We start from the raw sequence: 23,477 nt of genomic DNA on the forward strand, positions 1-23,477 counted from the left end.
CAGGAGCAACACCATGAAAACCGCAACCCTCGCCGCCCGCCGCTGGTGGTACATCATGCCGATCGTGTTCATCACCTACAGCCTGGCGTATCTCGATCGCGCCAACTACGGCTTCGCCGCCGCCTCGGGCATGGCCGCCGACCTGATGATCACACCGGGCCTGTCTTCATTGCTCGGGGCGCTGTTCTTCCTCGGCTACTTTTTCTTCCAGGTGCCCGGGGCGATCTACGCGCAAAAGCACAGCGTGAAAAAGCTGATTTTCTTCAGCCTGATCTTCTGGGGCGGGCTCGCCACGCTGACCGGCGTGGTCTCCAATGCCTATTGGCTGATCGTCATCCGCTTCATGCTCGGCGTGGTCGAAGCCGCGGTGATGCCGGCGATGCTGGTCTACCTGTGCCACTGGTTCACCCGTGCCGAGCGCTCGCGGGCCAACACTTTTCTGATCCTCGGCAACCCGGTCACGATGCTGTGGATGTCGGTGGTCTCGGGCTATCTGGTGCAGCACTTCAGCTGGCGCTGGATGTTCATCATCGAAGGTTTGCCGGCGGTGCTCTGGGCGTTTATCTGGTGGAAACTGGCTGATGATCGTCCGGCTCAGGCCAAGTGGCTGAACGCGCAGGAAAAGCACGATCTGGAAAGCGCTCTCGCCGCCGAACAGGTCGGGATCAAAGCGGTGAAGAACTACGCCGAAGCCTTCCGTTCGCCGAAGGTGATCATTCTGGCGCTGCAGTTTTTCTGCTGGAGCATCGGCGTCTACGGCTTCGTGCTGTGGCTGCCGTCGATTCTCAAGGCCGGCGCGCAAATGGACATGATCGAAGCCGGCTGGCTGTCGGCGCTGCCGTACCTGGCGGCGGTGATCGGCATGCTCGCGGTGTCGTGGGGCTCGGACAAACTGCAAAAACGCAAACGCTTCGTCTGGCCGCCGCTGCTGATCGCCTCCATCGCGTTCTACGGCTCCTACGCCTTGGGCGCGGAACATTTCTGGTGGTCCTACACGCTGCTGGTGATCGCCGGCGCCTGCATGTACGCGCCTTACGGGCCGTTCTTCGCCATCGTTCCGGAGATCCTCCCGGCCAATGTTGCCGGTGGGGCTATGGCGCTGATCAACAGCATGGGCGCGCTCGGTTCGTTCGGCGGCTCGTACCTGGTCGGTTATCTGAACAGCTCCACCGGCTCGCCCGGCGCTTCGTACCTGCTGATGAGCGGCGCGTTGCTGCTGTCGGTGGTGCTGACGATTTTTCTCAAGCCCGGCGCCAGTGATCGTGTCGTGGCCAAAGCCGTTGCCACGCGTCCCGTGCCGGCACATTCCTGAAGAGATTTTTGCCCATGAAAAAGCAAGTCGTGCTGTACAAAAAACTGTCGCCGGCGCTGATGGCGCGCCTGCAACAAGCGTGTGAAGTGACGCTGATCGAAAGCCTCGACGCCGACGGCCTGATGAAGCTGCGCGACGCCTTGCCGAGCGCCCACGGTTTGCTCGGCGCCAGCCTCAGACTCGACGCCGCGCTGCTCGATCTGGCGCCGCACCTGCAGGCGATTGCCAGCGTTTCGGTCGGTGTCGACAACTACGACATCGACTACCTGAGCCGGCGCAAGATCCTTCTCAGCAACACCCCGGATGTGCTCACCGAAACCACCGCTGACACTGGCTTCGCCCTGATCCTCGCCACGGCCCGGCGCGTGGTGGAACTGGCGAACATGGTGCGCAGCGGCCAGTGGCACCGCAACATCGGCCCGGCGCATTTCGGCACCGATGTGCACGGCAAGACTCTGGGCATCATCGGCATGGGTCGCATCGGCGAAGCGCTGGCGCAACGCGGGCATTTCGGTTTTGGCATGCCGGTGCTTTATCACAGCCAGTCGCGCAAACCGGCAGTCGAGGCACGTTTTGACGCGCAGTACCGCAGCCTTGAGGCGCTGCTGCAAGAGGCGGATTTCATCTGCCTGACCCTGCCGCTGACCGCGCAGACCGAAGGTTTGATCGGCACCGAGCAATTTGCGTTGATGCGCCCCGAAAGCATCTTCATCAATATCTCGCGGGGCAAGGTGGTGGATGAAGCGGCGCTGATCGGCGCGCTGCGCCATCAACGGATTCGCGCGGCGGGGCTGGATGTGTTCGAGCGTGAACCGCTGAATCATGACTCGCCGTTGTTGCAGCTGAATAATGTGGTGGCAACGCCGCACATGGGTTCGGCGACGCATGAGACGCGGGAGGCGATGGCGCGGTGTGCGGTGGACAATCTGCTGGTGGCTTTGGCTGGGGAGAAGCCGGCTAATCTGGTGAATCCAGCGGCTTGGCAGGGCTGAGATCTTCAGTGGCTGTTCTGTCCAAATCGCTGGCAAGCCAGCTCCCACAGGGTTTTGTGTCGTTCTGAACTGTAACGAACACTGAAGAACCTGTGGGAGCTGACTTGCCAGCGATGAGGCCGGGACAGGCAACACAAAACTGTCAGGCACTGCGCGCCTGCAACAACTGCACCGCACACAACGCAATCCGTGCACAGGCATCCGCCAGCTTCACCCGGTCCAGCACCAGCCCGATGCGAATATGCCCCGCCGCACTCGGCCCGAAGGCCTCACCGGCCAGCACCGACACCCCGTAACCTTCCAGCAGCCGCTCGGCAAATGCCTGCGCACCAAACCCGGTCTGGCGCACATCGACCATCACGAACATCCCGCCATCCGGGCGAATCGGCTGCAGCCCCGGGCAACCGCGCAAGCGTTCGCACACCAGATCGCGACGCAACCGATATTCCTCGCGCATCTGCGTCACCTCCGGCAGATCTCTTGCCAACGCGACCTCTGCTGCTTTCTGCACAAAATCCGGCAGACCGAACAGCATGCTCAACGACAGGTTCACCAGATGCTCGGCCAGCGCTTTCGGCCCGATCGACCAGCCGATGCGCCAACCAGTCATGGCGTGGGATTTCGACAGACTGTTGATGGTCGCCGTGCGTTCGGCCATGCCCGGCAGACTCGCCGGGCTGATGTGCTCGCCCTCGTAAAGCAGATCGCTGTAGACCTCGTCGCTGATCAGCCACAAATCGTGACGCACGCACAGCGCCGCCAGCGCTTGCCAGATCAGCAGGGAAAGGCTCGCGCCGGAAGGATTATTGGGACTGTTGAGCAACATCGCGCGGGTCTTCGGCGTGATCCGCGCGGCGACATCGGCGGGGTCAACGCGAAAGCCGTTTTCCGGCCGTACCGGTACCGGCACCACCGTCGCGCCGCACGCGCCGAACACGCCCTCGTAGGTCACGTACATTGGCTCGGCGACGATCACCTCGTCACCCGGATCCAGCAGGCATTGAGCGACCGAATACACCGCGCATTGCGCACCGGGCAGCACGATCACGTGCTCGGCATCCACCACCTGACCGCTGCGCCGCTGGTGGCGAGCGGCGATCAGCTTGCGCAGCGCCAGTCGGCCACGCACTTCGGAATAATGCGTATCGCCAGCCAGCAGACTGTCGATGGCGCCGTGAATGATCGGCAGCGGCGTGTCGAAATCCGGATCACCCACGCTCAGCAGCAGAATGTCGACTCCCTCGGCGCGCAACGCCAGCGCGCGGTCATGAATCTGCCAGGCCGCTGCCCCCTCCCCGGCGATGCGTTGGGTCAAGGCTGAATAGCGCATGTACGTCTCCTGATGGCGCGGTCTCCAGCCTTCACCCTAGGTCAAATCACAAACCGCGCCACCATCGCGTTCAAATCCACCGCCAGACGCGACAGTTCATGGGTCGCGGCGCTGGTCTGGTTGGCCCCGGCAGCCGATTGCGTGGCCAGGTCACGGATGTTGACGAGGTTGCGATCGACCTCACGCGAGACCTGTGCCTGCTCTTCCGAAGCGCTGGCGATCACCAGGTTGCGCTCGTTGATCTGATGGATCGACTGGGTAATCTGCTCCAGTGCCACGCCAGCGGCACGAGCCATTTCCAGGGTGGTCTGGGTGCGCTGGTTGCTTTGCTGCATCGACGACACGGCTTCACCGGTGCCGTTCTGAATACCGGCGACCATTTTTTCGATTTCCTGAGTCGACTGCGCGGTGCGATGGGCCAAGGCGCGCACTTCGTCCGCCACCACCGCAAAACCACGTCCGGCCTCACCGGCACGCGCCGCTTCGATCGCCGCATTGAGGGCCAGCAGGTTGGTCTGTTCGGCGATGGCGCGGATCACGTCCAGCACCTTGCCGATGTCACGCCCCTGCGCGGCGAGGCCTTCGATCATTTGTGCAGTGCTCTGCACGTCATGGGTCATGGTCTGGATCGCGTCGACGGTTTTCACCACTTGATCGCGCCCTTCGCGGGCGGCCTGGGTCGACTGGTTCGACGCTTCAGAGGTCGACACCGCGTTGCGTGCCACCTCTTCCACCGCGGCGGTCATTTCGTTGACGGCGGTGGCGGCCTGTTCGATCTCGTTGTTCTGCTGTTGCAGGCCACGGGAGGCTTCTTCGGTGACCGCGCTGAGTTCTTCGGCTGCAGCGCCCAATTGAGTGGCGGAGCCGGCAATCTGTTCGATGGTTTTGCGCAGATTGGTCTGCATCGTCGACAAGGCTTGCAGCAATTGTGTGGCTTCGTCTTTGCCATCCACTTCAATCGACTGGGTCAGGTTGCCGCCAGCGATGGTTTGCGCCGCCTGCACGGCACGGTTCAGCGGGGTGACGATGCTGCGGGTCAGCAACCAGGCCAGCAATACCGTGGCCAGTGCTGCGATGACCGCGACAATCACGATGCCGGTAATTGCGCTGTCGTAGTGGTTGCCCGCCAGGGTCGAAGCCGTTTTGGCGTCGGCGGCGTTGATCGCAATCAACTTGTTCAGTTGCTCGCCCATCTTGTCGGTGCCGTCCTTGATCTTCGTGTTGATCAGGGCGCGCATCTCGTCGAGTTTGTCCTGGCGCGACAGGTCCAACATCTGGTTTTGTGCCTGCAGATAGTTGTCCAGGGTCGTCGAGAACTCCTGATACAACGCGCGCTCTTCCGAACCTGCCGGCAGTACCGCGTAACTGGCCTGAGCAGCGCGCACCTTGTCTACCAGCGCACCGATGCGGGTCTGGGCTTCCTGCAACCCGGCCGGTTCACGATTGACCAGAACGCGGAACGAAAGAATACGCAGGCGCAGGACATTTTCCGTCACCACCGCGAGTTGGGTGACGCTCGGCAACTGCGTCGAATCCATCTCCAGGGAGGCCTGACGGATGATCGACATGCGATTGACGGCGAACACGCCGAGTAGGATCACCAGCAGGGCAATAAAGGCAAAACCGAGGAAGGCACGGGGCGCGATATTCAGATTACGCAAGGACATGGTTGGACTCTCGGATAGAGGTAACTGCGAGCGTCCTTGCCGTCATCACTGGCCCTTGAGCGGGGTCAGTCCGGCGGCACTGTTCGAGGGAATCTGTGTGCGCCTGACCTCTGTATCGGCGGCGCTTTAGGAAGATTTCGTGTAAAGCGAAAATATTTCTCAAGGTGCTTCACAACTGAAACACCCTGACACCAACCCTCTGTGGCGAGGGGATTCATCCCCGATCGGCTGCGCAGCAGTCGCAAAATCTCAAAACTGGTTTTTAGCGAAAAACGCAGGAGGCTGCTTCGCAGCCCATCGGGGATGAATCCCCTCGCCACAACATCTTCACGCAGTCAGTTATTGACTTTGGCCATCCGCCAGACGCGGGCAATGTCAGTCGCGCGTTCACGCAACAAGCGTGGAGCTTCGGCGCAGGCCTGCTCCAGGGTCATCGGGCCGCTGGTGACTGCGAATGCGGCGTCGATGCCGTGTTCGTAGAGCTCCTGGTAACCCTCGCCGAGCGTGCCGGCGATGACAATGACCGGGACACCGTGTTTTTTGGCAATCCGCGCCACACCAAACGGCGTTTTGCCGCGCAGGGTCTGCGCGTCGAAGCGACCTTCGCCAGTGATCACCAGATCGGCGCCGTCGACCGCTTCCGCAAGGCCCACCAATTCGGCCACCACTTCCACGCCTGCTTGAAATTGCGCACCGAGAAACGCTTTCGCCGCAAAGCCCAGCCCGCCGGCCGCGCCGCTGCCCGGCTCATCGCGAACGTCTTTGCCCAACGCTTGCGCGCAGAGCTCGGCGAAGTGACCGAGGGCCTGATCCAGTTGTTGCACCTGTACCGGTGACGCGCCCTTTTGCGGGCCGAAAATCGCCGAGGCACCGTGCGGCCCGCACAGTGGATTGTTGACGTCGGCGGCGATATCGAAGCGCACGTGGGCCAGACGCGGATCAAGCTCGCTCAAGTCCAGCCGCGCCAGTTGCGCCAAGGCCAGGCCGCCCGGCACCAGAGCCTGCCCCTGAGCATCGAGCAATTTCACCCCGAGCGCCTGCATCGCGCCGGCGCCGCCATCGTTGGTGGCGCTGCCGCCAATGGCCAGAATCACCCGTTGCGCGCCGGCATCCAGCGCGGCGCGAATCAGTTCACCGGTGCCGAAGGTGCTAGTGATACAGGCATCGCGCTGCCCCGTAGGCACCAACTGCAAACCACTGGCCTCGGCCATTTCAATGATCGCGGTGTGGTTGTGCGGCAACCAGCCCCACGCCGCATCGACCGGAGTGCCCAGCGGCCCGCGCACCCGAGTCCGGCGCAGTTCGCCTTCACAGGCAGCAAGAATCGATTCCACCGTGCCCTCGCCGCCGTCGGCCATCGGGCATTTGACCAGCGTGGCGTGTGGCCAGACTTGCGCCAGCCCCAGCGCAATGGCCTCGGCAACGCCTTGGGCACTCAGGCTGTCCTTGAACGAATCGGGGGCGATGACGATCTTCATGCGAATTCTCCAGTTCCAATGCTCCTCATGCTGCCAGTCGGCATGCGCATTGACGCCTGTCCGCTGCACAAGGGCGGTTGGCGTTTATTGTTCATTTCTACAAAAGCCTTGGACTTGATGCCGAATGCTCTGGCCTCATCGCTGGCAAGCCAGCTCCCACAGGGATCTTCAGTGGCTACATAACTTGTAATCACCTTGTAACCTGTGGGAGCTGGCTTGCCAGCGATGGCGGCCTTAAGAACAACTCATACCGCCGGATCAGTCTGCGGCAGTAATTGCACCCCAAGGTACAACGCCAACATCCCGTCCAGCCGCAACGGATCAACTCCGCTGATCTCGGCAATCCGCTCCATCCGGTAACGCAAGCTGTTGCGGTGAATGCCCAGCGCATCGGCACAGGCCTGGCTCTGGCCGTCGTGTTCGCACCAACTGCGCAGGGTCGCGAGCAACTGGCCGTTACCGTCTTTGGCAATCACTTTGCGCAACGGTTTGAGCAGTTCATCCAGCGCGTCGTCGTTGCGATGGCGCCAGAGCATCACCGGCAAACGATAGCGATTGAGCGTCAGCAGTCGCGACTGCGGCAGTACCTCCCGCCCATACGCCAGCAGATCACCGACCCGTCGATAACAGCGGCGCAAACCGGCCAGCCCATCCGCCTGCCCGCCGACGGCGATGCGCAGAATGTTCCAGCCCTGGCCATCGAGCTTTTCCAGCAAACGATCATGCTCAACCGTCTGACTGGCGGGCCGGCACCACAGCAGCGATGACTTGGCCGAACTCACGCACCAGCTGTCCGGGTAGCGCGAGGTCAGCCACGCACTCAGCACCTCGACGGTTTGTCCCGGCCCTTGTTCCAGGCCCAGCTCGAACAGGTATGGCACCCGGGTCAACTGCGGCTTGAGCCCCAGTTGCTGCGCCTCATCGACCAGCCGCGGCGAGTCGCCGGCGTCGCTCAACAGCAACGCCAGCAGGTCATCGCAACGCTGGCGCCGCCATTGCTGCTCGGCCTGCTGATTGCGCTGACCAACGAGCATTTCGGCAGTCATGCGCACCAGTTCGGCGTAGGTGCGCAGTTGCTCCGGCTCGCCGGTAATGCCGAGCACGCCAATCAGGCGCTGATCAAGCAACAGAGGCAGGTTGATCCCCGGTTGCACACCTTTGAGATGCACCGCGGTTTGCGCATCGATTTCCACCACCCGCCCGTTGGCCAGCACCAGTTGCGCGCCTTCGTGGCGGGTGTTGATGCGCTCCGGCTCGCCACTGCCGAGGATCAGCCCCTGGCTGTCCATGACGTTGACGTTGTAGGGCAAAATGGCCATGGCCCGGTCGACGATATCCTGAGCGAGGTCGTGATCGAGTTCGAACATGATCGGCAAAATCCTTAAGCAACGGCGGCGGACGGTTGTTCACCCGCACAGGGTCTGGCGGCAAACCCTGTGCTCAGGCACAAAGACAATCCGGCCACAGGTGGCCGAGACTCTCAGGGCGATCAACGTTAACCTGTGCATCGCAAAAAATCATAATAAAGAGAGAGCCGCTATGTCGCAGAGCGCCGCAGCTACCCAGACCATTGATGACGGTAAAAACGCCGTCTACAAACGCATCACCCTGCGTTTGATTCCCTTCATTTTCATCTGCTACCTGTTCAACTACCTCGACCGGGTCAACGTCGGCTTTGCCAAACTGCAGATGCTCGACGCGTTGAAATTCAGCGAAACCGTGTACGGCCTCGGCGCCGGGATCTTCTTCATCGGCTACGTGCTGTGCGGCGTACCGAGCAACCTCGCGCTGACCAAGTTCGGTCCACGGCGCTGGATCGCGCTGATGATGATCACTTGGGGCACGCTGTCGACCTGCCTGCTGTTCGTCACCACGCCGACCCAGTTCTACACCCTGCGCCTGTTCACCGGTGCGGCCGAAGCCGGGTTCTTCCCCGGTGTGGTGCTGTATCTCTCGCAGTGGTTCCCGACGTTTCGCCGTGGGCGGATCATGGCGCTGTTCATGTCGGCGATCCCCGTCTCGGGCCTGCTCGGCAGCCCGTTTTCCGGTTGGATCCTCAATCACTTCGCCGCCGGCCAAGGTGGACTGGCGGGCTGGCAGTGGATGTTCCTGCTGCAAGGCATTCCGACCGTGATCCTCGGCGCCCTCGCCTATTTCCTGCTGAGTGACAGCTTTGCCAACGCCAAGTGGCTGAGCCCGCACGAGCGCGCGGTGCTTGAAGCCGATCAGGCCGAAGACCTGGCGAACAAACCGAAAACCACCTCGGACTCGTTGCTCGCGGTATTCAAGAACCCGGCTATCTGGGCGTTTGGCCTGATCTACTTCTGCATCCAGAGCGGCGTTTACGCGATCAACTTCTGGCTGCCGTCGATCATCAAGAACCTCGGTTTCAGCGACAACCTGGTGATCGGCTGGTTGAGCGCGATTCCGTATCTGCTGGCGGCGGTGTTCATGCTGCTGGTCGGGCGTTCGGCGGACTTGCGCAAAGAACGTCGCTGGCACTTGGTGGTGCCCATGCTGATGGGCGCCCTCGGCCTGCTGATCGCGGTGAACTTCGCCGCCAACCCGGCCATCGCGATCCTCGGCCTGACCCTCGCAACCATGGGCGCGCTGACCGGTCTGCCAATGTTCTGGCCAGTGCCGACCGCGCTGTTGAGCGCGGGCGCGGCGGCCGGCGGCCTGGCGTTGATCAACTCGATGGGGCAGATGGCCGGTTTCCTCAGCCCGTACCTGGTGGGTTGGGTCAAGGACAGCACCGGGTCGACCGATGCGGCGTTGTATCTGCTGGCGGGTGTGATTGTTGGCGGGAGTTTGCTGGCATTGCGCATGACGCGGACGCTGCGCGCGTAATTACGCTTGCAGATCAAAAGATCGCAGCCTGCGGCAGCTCCTACAGGGAAACACGTATTTCCGTGTAGGAGCTGCCGCAGGCTGCGATCTTTTTTTGCTCATTGATTGCCGCGTCAGTTCTTGCCAATCACGGAAAAATCCCGCAAAAACGCACAGTTTTTTAAAGGATTTTTACCAATGAGCTCGATTCTCGATCTGGAGATATTCGTCCGCGTGGCCGACTCCGGCAGCATCTCCGCCGCCGCCCGCGCCCTGGAACTGACGCCGGCCGCCGCCAGCATTGCGTTGAAGCGCCTGGAAACCCGTCTCGGCATCCGCCTGCTCGCGCGCTCCACCCGCAGCATGCGCCTGACCGAAGAAGGTCGGCGCTATCTCGACAGTGTACGCATTGCCTTGTCCGCCCTGGCCGAAGGCGAACAAGCGCTCAAGCAACACGGCGAAGGCCTCAGCGGGGTGCTGCAACTGGCGGCGCCGTCGGATTTCGGGCGCAACGTATTATTGGCATGGCTGGATGATTTCAAACGCGAACACCCGAATATTCAATTGCAACTGCTGCTCAACGATCGGCACGCCGATCTGTTTCGCGAAACCGTGGATGTCGCGCTGCGCTTCGGCGTGCCCAGCGACTCGACGCTGGTGGCGCTGCCGATTCTGCCGGCGCATCGACGGGTAGCCTGCGCCAGCCCGGACTATCTGGCTCGCCATGGTACCCCGCAACATCCCGGCGAACTGAACGAGCACAGCGCCCTGCTCTATTTGCGCAACGGCCGGCCTTACAACACCTGGCGCTTCAGTCGCGAGGACGAAACGCTGGAAGTTGAAGTCCACGGTGACTATCTCAGCGATGACGGCGAAGTCGCGCGGCGCTGGGCGCTGGCCGGGCATGGCATTGCCTACAAGGCGTGGCTGGACATCGCCGAGGACGTGCGCGGTGGACGCCTGCTGACGCTGCTCGATGACTGGCATGGCGAGAGCGTGCCGTTCAATCTGCTCTGCCCGCATCGGGTGCAAGTGTCCGAGCGCGTTCGGGTGCTGCAGGCGTTTTTGCAAACGCGTTGCGCGGCACTCAGCCGATAATTCACTTTGCCCCGTCGGGCGCTTCTGGTATTTGATGGAAGCTTTCCCACCGATAAAAGGATTTCGCCATGAGCTATCGCACACTGGGGCACTCGGGGTTACAGGTGTCCACCCTCACCCTCGGCACGATGATGTTTGGCGAGCAGACCAGCGCTGAAGACTCACTGCGCATCATCGACAAGGCCTGGGATCAGGGCATCAATTTCATCGACACCGCCGACGTCTACACCAACGGCCGCTCGGAAGAAATCGTCGGCGAAGCGATTGCCCGCCATCGTCACGAATGGGTGTTGGCCACCAAGGTCGGTTTCGGCCCGGTGGATGGCGTGCCGAACCGCAGCGGCTTGAGCCGCAAACACATCTTCAACGGTCTGGAGGCCAGCCTCACGCGCCTGGGTACCGACTATCTCGACATCTATTACCTGCACCGCGAAGACCACAACACGCCGCTGGAAGTCAGCGTGTCGGCGATTGGTGATCTGATTCGCCAGGGCAAGATTCGTTACTGGGGCCTGTCGAACTATCGCGGCTGGCGCATCGCCGAGGTGATTCGCATCGCTGACAAGCTCGGGATCGACCGCCCGGTGATCAGCCAGCCGCTGTACAACATCGTCAACCGCCAGGCCGAAACCGAACAGATCACCGCCGCGCAGACCTATGGCCTCGGCGTGGTGCCTTACAGCCCGCTGGCCCGCGGCGTGCTCAGCGGCAAATATGCACCCGATGTCACGCCGGATGCCAACAGCCGCGCCGGGCGTCAGGACAAACGCATTCTGGAAACCGAATGGCGGGTTGAATCGCTGCGCATTGCTCAGCAGATCCAGCAGTACACCCAAGGCCGTGGCGTGGGCATGGTCGAATTTGCGATTGCCTGGGTGCTGAATAACAGTGCGGTGACTTCGGCGATCGTCGGGCCGCGCACCGAGCAGCAGTGGGACGCTTACACCAAGGCGCAGGCGGTGCAGATCACGGCGGAAGATGAAGCGTTTATCGACTCGCTCGTGACCCCGGGGCACGCGTCGACACCGGGGTTCAATGATGTGAGCCATTTTGTGTCGGGCCGTAAACCGCGTCAGGCCTGAAAGCCTCACAAGCCGGGCATCAGCGGCGTCAGCAGATTACGAGGGCAACACAAATCCATTGTGGGAGCGAGCCTGCTCGCGAAGAGGCCGGCACATTCAACATCTGCGTTGTCTGGCACACCGCTTTCGCGAGCAGGCTCGCTCCCACAGGTTTTGTGCTTATCTTCAGAATGTGGGAAATATTGAGCACTCGGCCAATATTCAGCACAAAAACCACGTATCCTGCGCGCCCTGTTTGATCACCCACCCGCGAGGACAGTTTGTCTAAAGGTATCGCTCTATCGGTATCAGCTTCGGTGCTGTTTGCCGTCATGTATTACTACACCTCGCTGCTCACCCCGTTGAGCGGCGTGGAAATCTTTGGCTGGCGGATGCTGCTGACCGTGCCGTGCATGACCGTGTTCATGCTGGTTTCCGGTGAATGGCGGCGAGTGCTGGAGTTGCTGCGGCGCGTGGCCGGCTCTCCGAAGCTGATAGGCGGCCTGAGCGTTTCGGCAGCGTTGCTCGGCGTGCAGTTGTGGCTGTTCATGTGGGCGCCGCTCAACGGTTATAGCCTTGACGTGTCGCTGGGCTATTTCCTGCTGCCGCTGGCGATGGTGCTGACCGGGCGCATCGTCTACGGCGACAGCCTGTCGTACCTGCAGAAAATCGCGGTGTTCTTTGCCGTTCTCGGCGTGGCAAACGAGCTGTATCGGGTCGGCGGTTTTTCCTGGGCGACCCTGGTGGTTGTGGTCGGTTACCCGCTGTACTTCGTGCTGCGCAAACGCTTGAAGACCGACAACCTCGGCGGTCTGTGGGTCGACATGACGCTGATGCTGCCGGTGGCGTACTGGTTTGTACGCGGTGGCGAGCAAGGCTTTGCCGTGTTCGATCAATACCCAGGCCTGTTGTGGCTGATTCCGCTGCTCGGCCTGATCAGTGCCTCGGCGCTGGTGGTGTACATCATTGCCAGCCGCTTGTTGCCGTTCAGCCTGTTTGGTCTGCTCAGCTATGTCGAGCCGGTATTGCTGCTCGGTGTCGCGCTGTTGCTCGGTGAAAGTATCAAGGCCGGTGAATGGCTGACTTACATCCCGATCTGGCTGGCGGTGGTGGTGCTGGTCTTCGAAGGCTTCAAGCACTTGATGCGGCAACGCCGCTCTTAAAAGCAAAAGATCGCAGCCTTCGGCAGCTCCTACATTGGAATACATTCTCTGTAGGAGCTGCCGAAGGCTGCGATCTTTTGATCTTAAAAAGCCTGGCATCAGCCAGGCTTTTTCATGGCTTACTCGGTCGCGAGCACACCACGGCGCACCTGGTCACGCTCGATCGATTCGAACAGCGCCTTGAAGTTGCCCTCGCCGAAGCCATCGTCGCCCTTGCGCTGGATGAATTCGAAGAACACCGGCCCCATCAGGGTTTCCGAGAAGATCTGCAACAGCAGGCGCTTGTCGTCCGGGTTCGACGAGCCGTCGAGCAGGATGCCACGCGATTGCAGTTGATCCACCGGCTCGCCGTGGTTCGGCAGGCGGCCTTCGAGCATTTCGTAGTAGGTGTCCGGCGGCGCGGTCATGAAGCGCATGCCGATTTTCTTCAACTGATCCCAGGTCTTGACCAGGTCATCGGTGAGGAACGCCACGTGCTGGATGCCCTCGCCGTTGAACTGCATCAGGAACTCTTCGATCTGCCCGGCGCCCTTGGACGACTCTTCGTTCAGCGGGATGCGGATCATGCCGTCCGGTGCGGTCATCGCTTTCGAGGTCAGGCCGGTGTATTCGCCCTTGATGTCGAAATAGCGGATCTCGCGGAAGTTGAACAGCTTCTCGTAGAAGTTGGCCCAGTAGGCCATGCGGCCGCGGTACACGTTGTGGGTCAGGTGATCGATGATCTTCAGGCCGGCACCGACCGGGTTACGATCAACGCCATCCAGGAACACGAAATCGATGTCATAGATCGAGCTGCCTTCGCCGAAACGGTCGATCAGGTACAGCGGCGCGCCGCCAATGCCTTTGATCGCCGGCAGGTTCAGCTCCATCGGCCCGGTTTCGATATGAATCGGCTGAGCACCCAATTCCAGGGCGCGGTTGTAGGCTTTCTGCGAGTCCTTGACCCGGAACGCCATGCCGCAGACCGACGGCCCATGCTCGGCAGCAAAGTACGACGCTACGCTGTGCGGTTCATTGTTGAGGATCAGGTTGATCGCGCCCTGGCGATACAGGTGCACGTTCTTGGAACGGTGGGTCGCGACTTTGGTGAAGCCCATGATCTCGAAGATCGGCTCCAGGGTGCCAGGAGTCGGCGATGCGAACTCGATGAACTCAAAGCCCATCAGGCCCATTGGGTTTTCGTATAAATCTGCCATGGTGACGCCTCATCATTCTTATCAATTAACCAGAGTTAGTTGTCAGTAATGCTGAGACCGGCGGGTGGTGCGCAGGAGATGCCTCGCACACTGCGGGCGAGGAAGTCACCATAGATCAGTTGAAACCCGAATATCTTCATTGTCGACCCAAGGCTCTTGCGGGCGAGGCTTCTGCTGCCAGAAGACGTTTATTATTGTATGCGTAACCGGATTCTACACAGCGTAAATAGGGTTGTCTGCCCTCTCTATAAAATCCGCCTTTTTCGCATCGGTGCAAGGGGTTTGTTGCACAGATAAATTCCCGCCAGCACCAGCGCGCCGCCAAGGCACAGAGTCAAAGTGAGTCGTTCGCCAAGCAACAGCGCGCCGAGCAGCACTGCGGTCAGTGGATTGAGGGCTATGAACACGCCGGAACGGGTCGCACCGATTTTGCGGATGCCGTCGTAGTAGCCGATGTATGCCAATGCCGAGCCGAACACGCCGAGGTAGATCAGGCTCAGCCATTGTGGCGTGTCGAGGTTGAGCAAGGCTGCCGCGCTCATCTCGCCACGCAGTGTTGCCAGCACCAACAGCATCACGCAGCCGATCAATACCGAAAACGTCACCGTCTGCAGCGGGCCGAGTGCCTGATTCAACTCACGGGAACACAGCGAGTAAATGCCCCAGCCCGCTACGCAACCGAGAATCAACAAATCGCCGATCCAGGCATTCGGTGTCACGGCGAGCAATTGCGGGTTGCGACTGACGATCACCAGACTCGCGCCGCCAATGCACAGGGCGATGCCGGCGACTTTCACCCGGCCCAGGCGCTCCTTGAACAACAGCCAGGAAGCCAGGCCGATCACGGCTGGATTCAACGCGACGATCAACGAAGCGCGCGAGGCATTGATGTACTGCAGGCCATAAAAGAAACACAAGTTGTAGAAAAAGATCCCGAAGAACCCCAACAGCGTCAATTGCAGCCATTGCCGAGGCGTCGGTCGTGCCAGCGGGATGCGCGCAACCCCTACAAACCCGAGCAACGCCACGCTGGCGAGCAGGAAGCGCAGGCTGGCGGCGAACAGCGGGCTGAGGCTGCCCGCCAGAAAACGCCCGGCGACAAAGGTCCCGCCCCACATCATGGTCACGGCTGCCAGCGTCAGATAAACCGACCGGTCAGAAACGTTACTGCGAGTTTGCTCCACGTTGCGCATGACGCTCCAAACCAGAGAAGCCAAAGGATGGCGTATCATTCACTTCATTCCTTGTCATCGTAAAATGAGCAAACACTCATGACCCTCACGCAACTGGAGATCTTCTCACTGGTCGCCGAACTGCGCGGCTTCACCCTCGCCGCCCATCGTCTGGGGATTTCGCAGTCAGCGGTATCCCACGCCATGAAATCCCTGGAGCAGGAGTTGGGCGTCGAGTTGTTGCGCCGTCACTCGTCGCAGGTGGAGCTCACCGATATCGGCGAGCAGGTACTCCAGCGCGCACGCGCCATGCTCGGTCTGGCCAACACGCTGCGCCAGGAGGCGGCCGATGCGCGGGGCATGAAAAGCGGTACGCTGCGCATTGGCTCGTTCGGCCCGACGGCGTCGATCAAGTTGCTGCCGAGAATTCTGCAGCGCTATCGCCAAGTCCATCCCGGCATAGAAGTGCACATCGATGAGGGGCCGGACCGGCAGGTGCTGCAGTGGCTGGAAGAGCGGCGAATCGACGTCGGTTTCGTGGTGTTGCCCGAGGAACGCTTCGACACTTTCGCGCTGGTCGAAGACCAGATGGTTGCCCTGCTCCCGCTCGGTCATCCACTGGCCGCCAGCGCGGCGCTGAGCCTTCAGGATTTGTGTGCCGACCCGTTTGTGCTGACCGAGGCCGGTTCAGCGGAACTGGTTTCACGCCTGTTCACTGCCGCGCGCCTGCAACCGAACATTCGCTACCGCTGCTCGCAATTGCTCAGCACACTTGACGTTGTCAGCCGGGGCGATGCAGTCACGGTCGTCGCCGAAGGCTCATTGCCAGACGATCCAGCGCCGTGTTACGTGAAGAAGCCGCTGTTGCCGGCGGTGCAACGTCTGATCGGCCTCGCTGTTCTCGATCAGCGTCAGGCTTCGCCCGCCACGCGGGCATTTATCGAACTCGCCAAGCAGATCAATCAGCCGTGAGCGGCACAAGCGCCAGCGGCCATCTATCATGCCTTCTGACTCCGCTGTTCCTCACCGGTGCGCCGTTGCCAGGCCTGCATTCGAGCGTTCCACCTCATCGCAACAGGATGCGCCTATGCCCTTGACCGTCAGACCCCGCCGCAAACGTAGCGTACGCATTTTGATGACCCTGCTCTGCGGTGTATTGCCCGTCCTGCTGGGCGGCGGGATTCTGTATATGCAAGCCGAACGGGCCTTGCAGCAGAGCACGCAAAATACCGCCGATGAGGCGTTGCGCCAATTCGAGCTGATGCTCGACAACACCGCCCAGGCCGCCAGCGAATTATTGCCCCTGGCTGGCCAGCCCTGCGAAAGCGTAAAACTGGCTTTACGTGAGCAGGTAACCCGCCGGCCTTTCGTGCGTTCGACCAATCTGGTGTGGGACAACAACCTCTATTGCAGCTCGCTGTTCGGTGAATTCAAGGAAGCCGTCAACCCGGGCGACTATGCGCAAGGCAAACTGTGGTTGATGAATGGCAACCCCGTCACGCCCGACACCGCGCTGCTGGTGTATCGCCTCAGCGAAGGTCGCGGCGGCGCGCTGACTACGCTCGATGGCTATCACTTGAGCAACATCCTGCGCCTGATCGGCCGGCAGACGCAGTTGGTGCTGCTGGTCGGCGACAACTGGCTGTCGGCCGATGGCAAAGTGCATCAGGGCGCCCTGCCGCCGCTGCCGATAGCGCAAAGTACGTTGGTGTCTTCACGTTACGCCTTCAGTGTCAGCGCAGGGTTCGCGCAAGGGCAAACGTGGCGCTACATGGCCGCCGAATACCCACCGCTGTTCAGCCTGCTGATCTTTTTCGGGGTGATCTCGGGCGCGATCGCTCACGTCCTGCAACGACGTGCCACCTCGCCCAGTCATGAAATGCTCCGCGCCCTGGAGGCCGGCGAGTTCATCCCTTACTTTCAGCCGGTGGTGCATGGTGACAGCAGGAAATGGTCCGGCACCGAAGTGCTGATGCGCTGGAAACACCCCAAGGAAGGTCTGGTGCGCCCGGACCTGTTCATCCCGTTCGCTGAACATTCGGGGCTGATCGTGCCCATGACCCGTTCGCTGATGCAACAGACTGCCGCCCTGCTCGGCCCGCTCTCTGCAGACTTCGACCAACCCTTCCACATCGGCATCAATATCACCGCCAGTCACTGCCAGGACCTGGAGCTAGTGGAGGACTGTCGCGAATTTCTTGCCGGGTTTGCCCCCGGCAGTATCAATCTGGTGCTGGAGCTGACCGAGCGCCAACTGATCGAGCCGACCGACGTCACGCACCAGTTGTTCGAGCAGTTGCACACGCTCGGCGTGATGATCGCCATCGACGACTTCGGCACCGGGCATTCAAGCCTGGGCTACCTGCGAAAATTCAATGTCGACTTTCTCAAGATCGACCAGAGTTTCGTCGCGATGATCGGCATTGATGCGCTGTCGCGGCATATTCTGGACACGATTATCGAACTCTCGGCCAAGCTTGATCTGGGTATTGTTGCCGAAGGTGTAGAAACTCCGGCACAGGCTGACTACCTGACCGCCCACCACGTCAACTTCCTGCAAGGCTATCTGTTCGGAAAACCCATGCCCGGCGCTGACTTCATCGCTGCATTAAGTGATCGTTAACTAAAAATAAATTAAGCCCGACGCTTCGACGCGACGCACCAAATTGATACAAAACACCACTGTTGTTACATGACGACAAGATCAGGATTTACTCTTGGCGCATTAACTACTACAATTTTTTCAGCCTGTGCAAGATTGACAGGTGAGCCATTATCACCGAGTCGCTTCAAGGCTCTTGGCTTATAGCTTTGTTTGCGGTTGGTATCAGCCAAACACACTATTGGAGTAAAGATATTGTCCAGACTCGCTGAATTTCGTGCAGCTGAAAAGGCCCTTCAGGAACAGCTCAAGCAGCTGGAATCGCTGAAGAACGATGCCGGGCTCAAGAAAGAAATCGAATTCGAAGAAAAGCTCCAGGGGCTGATGAAAACCTACGGCAAAGGCCTGAAAGACATCATCGCCATCCTCGATCCGAACCCGTCCAAGTCCGGCTTGCAAGTGTCCGCCGCACCAAAAACCCGCCGCGCTCGCGTGGTCAAGGTTTATCAGAACCCGCACACCGGTGAACTGATCGAAACCAAGGGCGGCAACCACCGTGGCTTGAAAGCCTGGAAGGAACAATACGGTGCAGCCACCGTTGATTCCTGGTTGCGCGGTTAATCTTGCGCCAACAAACAAGCCCTGCTGTATGCAGGGCTTTTTTTTGGACAATATCTAACAAAAGCAACGATTTCCCCCGCGCTAGTTATCAATCCGCTTTAACACCCACAAGACGTGAGGCTAAAAACTCTTGCCGGATGTTGCGACGGTCATCGCTGCTAAACTTTGTGCTTAATGCCTTCGAGGTATCTAACCTGGCCGAGGTGAAACAGAGGCTTAAAGTTTCAAGCTGTTTCTCGCGGCGACTATTTCGTCAGCGCTGGCCTTATAAATCTCAGCCTGACCCGCGTAAGAAAGTACATACGCCTTATCCGCCCCGACCGCCGCAACCAATGTTTGCGACAACACATGTCGGCCATTTTCAGTGATCGTACAGGTGGTTTCCAGTGCCTCCAGGGCGCCGAGTTTCGCCGGGTGCACCTTATTGCAAACACTCTGATAACCGCCCTGGAAAAAGTCTTTCTGAATCGACTTGCGCATCTCCAGCAGCACGCCCTGCACATTGACCTGATGACCAGCTTCAACCTGAGTCATGGTCAACTCCATCACCATGACCTGATTGCCATCGGCGTCGTTTTTCACCGCACGCTGGCGCGACACCTGCGGCGGCGTGTCGGGCAATGCCTGGATTTCCCACCCCGCAGGCCAGGTGATACTCGGCTGATCGGCCCATGCCGGAGCGGCCAGCAGCGACGAGAAAAGGCAAACGAACAGCACTTTGAACGGTCGGATCATTACCAGAGGCACTCGCAGATTGAGCAGCAAAGTCTGAGGCCCGGTCGCCCACAGAGCAAGCCGCGCATTCGGTTTGGCGATGCCGCCCCGCATGCGTATCATTGCGCCCATTCACTCGCCCCATTGTTACGGAGGGCCTATGAGCCTGCACGAACTGAAAACTTTCCCCGGCGTTACTGCCACGCCAGACAGCGCAACCCGCAACTTCGTCTTCAACCACACCATGCTGCGCGTGAAGGACATCACCAAGTCCCTGGACTTCTACACCCGCGTCCTGGGCTTCTCGCTGGTTGAAAAGCGTGACTTCCCGGAGGCCGAATTCAGCCTGTATTTCCTCGCGCTGGTCGACAAGGCGCAGATTCCGGCCGACGCCGCGGCCCGCACCGAATGGATGAAGTCGATTCCCGGCATCCTCGAACTGACTCACAACCACGGCACTGAAAACGACGCCGACTTCGCCTATCACAATGGCAACACCGACCCGCGCGGCTTCGGTCACATCTGCATTTCGGTGCCGGACATCGTTGCAGCGTGCGCGCGTTTTGAAGAGCTGGGCTGTGATTTCCAGAAGCGCCTGACCGATGGCCGCATGAAAAGCCTGGCGTTCATCAAGGACCCGGATGGCTACTGGGTAGAAATCATCCAGCCTGCACCGCTGTAAAAAGATCGCAGGCTTCGCCAGCTCCTACACATTCCTGGTAGGAGCTGCCGCAGGCTGCGATCTTTTGCTTCAGCCATAAAAAAACCCATGATCGCTCATGGGTTTTTGCGTTTCAGCGACTGATGCTTATGCCGGCGCCGAAGTACGGATCAAGTGATCGAACGCGCTGAGGGAAGCCTTGGCGCCCTCGCCCACTGCAATCACGATCTGCTTGTACGGCACGGTAGTCACGTCACCCGCCGCGAAGACCCCCGGGATCGACGTCTCGCCACGGTTGTCGACGATGATCTCGCCGCGTGGCGACAGCTCGATGGTGCCTTTGAGCCAGTCAGTGTTCGGCAGCAGACCGATCTGTACGAAGATCCCTTCCAGCTCGAGGTTGCGCAGTTCGTCAGTCTTGCGATCCTTGTAACGCAGGCCGTTGACCTTCTCGCCATTGCCGGTGACTTCCGTGGTTTGTGCACTGGTGATCACGGTGACGTTTGGCAGACTGTGCAGTTTGCGTTGCAGCACCGCGTCGGCACGCAGTTGCACGTCGAATTCCAGCAACGTCACATGGGAAACGATACCGGCCAGGTCGATGGCCGCTTCGACGCCGGAGTTACCGCCGCCGATCACCGCCACACGCTTGCCTTTGAACAGCGGGCCGTCGCAGTGCGGGCAGTACGCCACACCCTTGTTGCGGTATTCCTGTTCGCCCGGCACGTTCATTTCACGCCAGCGTGCGCCGGTCGCCAGGATCACGCTCTTGGCTTTCAGGGTCGCACCGCTGGCGAAATGGACTTCGTGCAACTCGCCGTTCTTGCCGGGAATCAGCTTGTCGGCGCGTTGCAGGTTCATGATGTCGACGTCGTACTGTTTGACGTGTTCTTCCAGCGCCGTGGCCAGTTTCGGACCCTCGGTTTCCTGCACGGAGATGAAGTTTTCGATCGCCATGGTGTCCAGCACCTGACCGCCGAAGCGCTCGGCCGCCACACCGGTGCGGATGCCTTTACGGGCGGCATAGATAGCAGCCGAAGCACCGGCCGGGCCACCGCCAACTACGAGCACATCAAAGGCTTGCTTGGCGCTGATCTTCTCGGCCTGACGCTCGATGGCGCCGGTGTCGAGTTTGGCGAGAATTTCTTCCAGCCCCATACGGCCCTGACCGAAGTTTTCACCGTTGAGGTAGATGCTCGGCACAGCCATGATCTTGCGATCGTTGACTTCGTCCTGAAACAACGCGCCATCGATGGCGACGTGACGGATGTTCGGGTTCAGCACGGCCATCAGGTTCAACGCCTGGACCACGTCCGGGCAGTTCTGGCACGACAGTGAGAAGTAGGTCTCGAAGCTGAACTCACCCTTGAGCGAGCGGATCTGTTCGATGATTTCAGCACTGGCTTTCGATGGGTGGCCGCCGACTTGCAACAGGGCCAGCACCAGCGATGTGAATTCGTGGCCCATCGGAATGCCGGCGAAACGCAGGCTGATGTCGGCACCTGGGCGATTGATCGAAAACGACGGCTTGCGCGCATCGGTGCCGCTGTCGATCAGGGTAATCTGGCTCGACAGACTGGCAACGTCTTCGAGCAGGTCAAGCATTTCCCGGGATTTCGCACCGTCGTCGAGGGAAGCAACGATCTCGATCGGCTGGGTGACCCGTTCCAGGTACGATTTCAACTGGGCTTTAAGATTGGCGTCCAACATACGGGCGATCTCCTGTGTCTTTATTCAAGGCGAAAAAAAGCCCGAGCGAATCTCGCCCGGGCTTTTTCAATGGGCGGTGCAGCTTACTGAAGTAGGTGCGGAGTACCGCCCTGTGTTGCGTGTCTCACAGACTCAGATCTTGCCGACCAGGTCCAGGGACGGAGCCAGAGTGGCCTCGCCTTCTTTCCACTTGGCTGGGCAAACTTCGCCTGGGTGAGCAGCAACGTACTGAGCAGCCTTGATCTTGCGCAGCAGTTCGGAAGCATCACGGCCAACGCCGCCATCGTTCAGTTCGACGATTTTGATCTGGCCTTCAGGGTTGATCACGAAGGTGCCACGATCCGCCAGACCAGCTTCTTCGATCAGCACGTCGAAGTTGCGGGAGATGACGTGGGTCGGGTCGCCGATCATGGTGTATTCGATTTTGCCGATGGCTGGCGAAGTGTTGTGCCAGGCAGCGTGAGCAAAGTGGGTATCGGTCGAAACGCTGTAGATTTCCACGCCCAGTTTCTGGAACGCAGCGTAGTTGTCGGCCAGGTCTTCCAGCTCGGTTGGGCAAACGAAAGTGAAGTCGGCTGGGTAGAAGAACACTACGGACCATTTGCCTTTCAGGTCAGCGTCCGAGACTTGTACGAAGTCGCCGTTTTTGAACGCGGTAGCTTTGAACGGTTTTACTTGGCTGTTGATGATAGGCATTGATGACTCTCCGTCAGGGTTGTGAATTCGATGGGTGAATCCTACCCACTCACTTGACGGATGGCTCATTGGCAAACCTGATGCTGCTGATTTGTTTTCGCTATTAGCTGACTGTATTAATAGAAGAAAACCATATCTACGATGAAGCCGGCTTATCCGTAATCCGAGCCATCCCGTGAAAGGGGCTCGCTTCAACATAGCGCATGGCTGACTTCATATCCTTCCAGCCGACATAGCTCATCAAGGATTTCAAATCCCAGCCACTTTGATGCGCCCAGGTGGCAAAGCCGCGACGCAGGGAATGGCTGGTGTAGCGCTCGGCCGGGATGCCGGCGCGTTCCAGCGCCTGACGCAGTAATGGAATGACACTGTTGGCGTGCAAGCCCTCCTCGCTCAGATGTCCCCAGCGGTCGATGCCGCGAAATACCGGACCGCGTACCAGCGCCGCCTCGGTGATCCAGTCGATATAAGCCTGCACCGGGCACAGCTTGAGCAGCGCCGGCGCCTGATACGTCTGCCCGAGGTTCTCGCGGTCGCCCTTGCTGCGTGGCAGATACAAGGTGATGCCGCTACCGGCGTGCGCCTGCACATGCTCAATCTGCAAACGGCACAGCTCATCGCTGCGAAAGCCTCGCCAGAAGCCCAGCAGGATCAGCGCCCGGTCGCGACAGGCCTTGAGCAACTGCGGGCGATCTTGCTGCTGCCGCGCACTGCGGACTTCCTGTTCAAGCCAGTCGACCACTTGCTGCAGATCGTGCAATTGCAGCGGCTCGGCCTGTTTTTCCTGCGCCGGATGCAGTGCGCGAATGCCTTTGAAGACCTTGCGCACCACTGGCGCCTTGGTTGGGTCGGCAAAACCCTGACTGTTGTGCCACTGCGCCAGCGCTGACAAACGCAGCTTCAGCGTATTGATCGACAGCACGCCGGCATGCTCGACCAGATACCGCGCAACGCTATCGGCCGTCGCCGGCAGGAACCCGCCCCACTTCACTTCAAAGTGTTCAATCGCCGAACGATAGCTACGGCGGGTGTTGTCACGGGTGGCGGCTTGCAGATAGCGATCAATCTCGCTCATGGACAGTGTTCTCGCTGGCGTACTGATTCAGGGCGAAAAAAAGCAATTTAATCACCTGACATTGGGTAATACCAGTATATCCCGTCTGTTATTAATCAAA

At 60.1% G+C, this 23,477-nt stretch carries 20 protein-coding genes; 10 read left to right on the forward strand and 10 right to left on the reverse strand.

The genetic code is table 11. The features are described 5' to 3' along the window. Positions 1-13: 13 nt before the first annotated feature. The gene (locus L6D63_RS03700) at positions 14-1,312 is read left to right on the forward strand and encodes an MFS transporter (RefSeq protein ID WP_131670380.1); all 1,299 of its coding nucleotides are present in this window, start codon (positions 14-16) and stop codon (positions 1,310-1,312) included. Positions 1,313-1,326: 14 nt separating this feature from the next. Then, positions 1,327-2,304, forward strand: coding sequence for an NAD(P)-dependent oxidoreductase (locus L6D63_RS03705; RefSeq protein WP_131670379.1), 978 nt, complete (start codon positions 1,327-1,329; stop codon positions 2,302-2,304). 142 nt (positions 2,305-2,446) lie between these two features. Here L6D63_RS03705 and L6D63_RS03710 read toward each other — a convergent pair whose 3' ends face one another. The 4 genes from L6D63_RS03710 to L6D63_RS03725 all read right to left on the reverse strand — a co-directional run bounded on the left by L6D63_RS03710 (position 2,447) and on the right by L6D63_RS03725 (position 8,146). Beyond that, positions 2,447-3,634 (reverse strand): pyridoxal phosphate-dependent aminotransferase, encoded by a 1,188-nt coding sequence (locus L6D63_RS03710; protein WP_047294279.1) that lies wholly within the window; start codon positions 3,632-3,634, stop codon positions 2,447-2,449. A 41-nt stretch (positions 3,635-3,675) separates the two neighbouring features. Continuing rightward, positions 3,676-5,301 (reverse strand): methyl-accepting chemotaxis protein, encoded by a 1,626-nt coding sequence (locus L6D63_RS03715; protein WP_131670378.1) that lies wholly within the window; start codon positions 5,299-5,301, stop codon positions 3,676-3,678. 335 nt (positions 5,302-5,636) lie between these two features. Beyond that, positions 5,637-6,779: a glycerate kinase gene (locus L6D63_RS03720; protein ID WP_131670377.1), complete on the reverse strand. Its 1,143-nt coding sequence runs from the start codon at positions 6,777-6,779 to the stop codon at positions 5,637-5,639. Between the two features lie 245 nt (positions 6,780-7,024). Then, positions 7,025-8,146: a sugar diacid recognition domain-containing protein gene (locus L6D63_RS03725; RefSeq protein ID WP_131670376.1), complete on the reverse strand. Its 1,122-nt coding sequence runs from the start codon at positions 8,144-8,146 to the stop codon at positions 7,025-7,027. Positions 8,147-8,318: 172 nt separating this feature from the next. Between L6D63_RS03725 and L6D63_RS03730 the strand changes: the two genes are divergently transcribed. The 4 genes from L6D63_RS03730 to rarD all read left to right on the forward strand — a co-directional run bounded on the left by L6D63_RS03730 (position 8,319) and on the right by rarD (position 12,930). Beyond that, complete coding sequence (locus L6D63_RS03730; protein WP_041063709.1) at positions 8,319-9,629, forward strand: MFS transporter; 1,311 nt, start codon at positions 8,319-8,321, stop codon at positions 9,627-9,629. Between the two features lie 177 nt (positions 9,630-9,806). Next, the gene (locus tag L6D63_RS03735; protein ID WP_131670375.1) at positions 9,807-10,706 is read left to right on the forward strand and encodes a LysR family transcriptional regulator; all 900 of its coding nucleotides are present in this window, start codon (positions 9,807-9,809) and stop codon (positions 10,704-10,706) included. Positions 10,707-10,774: 68 nt separating this feature from the next. After that, positions 10,775-11,788: an aldo/keto reductase gene (locus L6D63_RS03740; protein WP_047294268.1), complete on the forward strand. Its 1,014-nt coding sequence runs from the start codon at positions 10,775-10,777 to the stop codon at positions 11,786-11,788. Positions 11,789-12,048: 260 nt separating this feature from the next. Then, positions 12,049-12,930 carry an EamA family transporter RarD gene (gene rarD, locus L6D63_RS03745; RefSeq protein ID WP_131670374.1) on the forward strand — a complete coding sequence of 294 codons (882 nt, stop codon included), beginning with the start codon at positions 12,049-12,051 and terminating at the stop codon, positions 12,928-12,930. 119 nt (positions 12,931-13,049) lie between these two features. On the opposite strand, the gene hppD is transcribed toward rarD, so the two are convergent. Beyond that, entirely contained in the window at positions 13,050-14,126 is a 1,077-nt protein-coding gene (hppD, locus tag L6D63_RS03750) for a 4-hydroxyphenylpyruvate dioxygenase (protein ID WP_047294263.1), read from the reverse strand. A 245-nt stretch (positions 14,127-14,371) separates the two neighbouring features. Then, positions 14,372-15,319, reverse strand: coding sequence for a DMT family transporter (locus tag L6D63_RS03755; RefSeq protein ID WP_131670521.1), 948 nt, complete (start codon positions 15,317-15,319; stop codon positions 14,372-14,374). A 78-nt stretch (positions 15,320-15,397) separates the two neighbouring features. Between L6D63_RS03755 and L6D63_RS03760 the strand changes: the two genes are divergently transcribed. From L6D63_RS03760 to L6D63_RS03770, 3 genes are all read left to right on the forward strand, one after another. Then, entirely contained in the window at positions 15,398-16,270 is an 873-nt protein-coding gene (locus tag L6D63_RS03760; RefSeq protein WP_047294259.1) for a LysR family transcriptional regulator, read from the forward strand. Positions 16,271-16,385: 115 nt separating this feature from the next. Continuing rightward, a complete protein-coding gene (locus L6D63_RS03765; RefSeq protein ID WP_131670373.1) occupies positions 16,386-17,921 on the forward strand; it encodes an EAL domain-containing protein in 1,536 nt (511 codons plus the stop codon). 234 nt (positions 17,922-18,155) lie between these two features. Further along, positions 18,156-18,521, forward strand: coding sequence for a histone-like nucleoid-structuring protein, MvaT/MvaU family (locus L6D63_RS03770; protein ID WP_003224630.1), 366 nt, complete (start codon positions 18,156-18,158; stop codon positions 18,519-18,521). A gap of 216 nt (positions 18,522-18,737) precedes the next feature. On the opposite strand, the gene L6D63_RS03775 is transcribed toward L6D63_RS03770, so the two are convergent. Further along, on the reverse strand, positions 18,738-19,256 hold the full coding sequence (locus L6D63_RS03775; RefSeq protein WP_131670520.1) for a DUF4946 domain-containing protein: 519 nt from the start codon (positions 19,254-19,256) through the stop codon (positions 18,738-18,740). 139 nt (positions 19,257-19,395) lie between these two features. On the opposite strand from L6D63_RS03775, the gene gloA reads away from it, so the two are divergent. Then, on the forward strand, positions 19,396-19,917 hold the full coding sequence (gloA, locus tag L6D63_RS03780; RefSeq protein ID WP_131670372.1) for a lactoylglutathione lyase: 522 nt from the start codon (positions 19,396-19,398) through the stop codon (positions 19,915-19,917). A gap of 126 nt (positions 19,918-20,043) precedes the next feature. On the opposite strand, the gene ahpF is transcribed toward gloA, so the two are convergent. The 3 genes from ahpF to L6D63_RS03795 all read right to left on the reverse strand — a co-directional run bounded on the left by ahpF (position 20,044) and on the right by L6D63_RS03795 (position 23,377). After that, positions 20,044-21,606 carry an alkyl hydroperoxide reductase subunit F gene (gene ahpF, locus L6D63_RS03785; RefSeq protein ID WP_131670371.1) on the reverse strand — a complete coding sequence of 521 codons (1,563 nt, stop codon included), beginning with the start codon at positions 21,604-21,606 and terminating at the stop codon, positions 20,044-20,046. A 132-nt stretch (positions 21,607-21,738) separates the two neighbouring features. Next, on the reverse strand, positions 21,739-22,302 hold the full coding sequence (gene ahpC / locus L6D63_RS03790) for an alkyl hydroperoxide reductase subunit C (RefSeq protein ID WP_003224621.1): 564 nt from the start codon (positions 22,300-22,302) through the stop codon (positions 21,739-21,741). Positions 22,303-22,438: 136 nt separating this feature from the next. After that, the gene (locus tag L6D63_RS03795) at positions 22,439-23,377 is read right to left on the reverse strand and encodes a site-specific integrase (RefSeq protein WP_041067146.1); all 939 of its coding nucleotides are present in this window, start codon (positions 23,375-23,377) and stop codon (positions 22,439-22,441) included. Between the last annotated feature and the right edge of the window lie 100 nt (positions 23,378-23,477).

It is taken from the genome of Pseudomonas parakoreensis, assembly GCF_021602155.1.
GTDB classification, from domain to species: domain Bacteria; phylum Pseudomonadota; class Gammaproteobacteria; order Pseudomonadales; family Pseudomonadaceae; genus Aquipseudomonas; species Aquipseudomonas parakoreensis.

What these genes read in the sequence shown, in the direction of transcription:
- L6D63_RS03700 (WP_131670380.1), top strand. Translation starts at nt 14, where the DNA reads ATGAAAACCGCAACCCTCGCCGCCCGCCGCTGGTGGTACATCATGCCG.
- L6D63_RS03705 (WP_131670379.1), top strand. Translation starts at nt 1,327, where the DNA reads ATGAAAAAGCAAGTCGTGCTGTACAAAAAACTGTCGCCGGCGCTGATG.
- L6D63_RS03710 (WP_047294279.1), bottom strand. Translation starts at nt 3,634, where the DNA reads ATGCGCTATTCAGCCTTGACCCAACGCATCGCCGGGGAGGGGGCAGCG.
- L6D63_RS03715 (WP_131670378.1), bottom strand. Translation starts at nt 5,301, where the DNA reads ATGTCCTTGCGTAATCTGAATATCGCGCCCCGTGCCTTCCTCGGTTTT.
- L6D63_RS03720 (WP_131670377.1), bottom strand. Translation starts at nt 6,779, where the DNA reads ATGAAGATCGTCATCGCCCCCGATTCGTTCAAGGACAGCCTGAGTGCC.
- L6D63_RS03725 (WP_131670376.1), bottom strand. Translation starts at nt 8,146, where the DNA reads ATGTTCGAACTCGATCACGACCTCGCTCAGGATATCGTCGACCGGGCC.
- L6D63_RS03730 (WP_041063709.1), top strand. Translation starts at nt 8,319, where the DNA reads ATGTCGCAGAGCGCCGCAGCTACCCAGACCATTGATGACGGTAAAAAC.
- L6D63_RS03735 (WP_131670375.1), top strand. Translation starts at nt 9,807, where the DNA reads ATGAGCTCGATTCTCGATCTGGAGATATTCGTCCGCGTGGCCGACTCC.
- L6D63_RS03740 (WP_047294268.1), top strand. Translation starts at nt 10,775, where the DNA reads ATGAGCTATCGCACACTGGGGCACTCGGGGTTACAGGTGTCCACCCTC.
- hppD (WP_047294263.1), bottom strand. Translation starts at nt 14,126, where the DNA reads ATGGCAGATTTATACGAAAACCCAATGGGCCTGATGGGCTTTGAGTTC.
- L6D63_RS03755 (WP_131670521.1), bottom strand. Translation starts at nt 15,319, where the DNA reads ATGCGCAACGTGGAGCAAACTCGCAGTAACGTTTCTGACCGGTCGGTT.
- L6D63_RS03760 (WP_047294259.1), top strand. Translation starts at nt 15,398, where the DNA reads ATGACCCTCACGCAACTGGAGATCTTCTCACTGGTCGCCGAACTGCGC.
- L6D63_RS03765 (WP_131670373.1), top strand. Translation starts at nt 16,386, where the DNA reads ATGCCCTTGACCGTCAGACCCCGCCGCAAACGTAGCGTACGCATTTTG.
- L6D63_RS03775 (WP_131670520.1), bottom strand. Translation starts at nt 19,256, where the DNA reads ATGATCCGACCGTTCAAAGTGCTGTTCGTTTGCCTTTTCTCGTCGCTG.
- gloA (WP_131670372.1), top strand. Translation starts at nt 19,396, where the DNA reads ATGAGCCTGCACGAACTGAAAACTTTCCCCGGCGTTACTGCCACGCCA.
- ahpF (WP_131670371.1), bottom strand. Translation starts at nt 21,606, where the DNA reads ATGTTGGACGCCAATCTTAAAGCCCAGTTGAAATCGTACCTGGAACGG.
- ahpC (WP_003224621.1), bottom strand. Translation starts at nt 22,302, where the DNA reads ATGCCTATCATCAACAGCCAAGTAAAACCGTTCAAAGCTACCGCGTTC.
- L6D63_RS03795 (WP_041067146.1), bottom strand. Translation starts at nt 23,377, where the DNA reads ATGAGCGAGATTGATCGCTATCTGCAAGCCGCCACCCGTGACAACACC.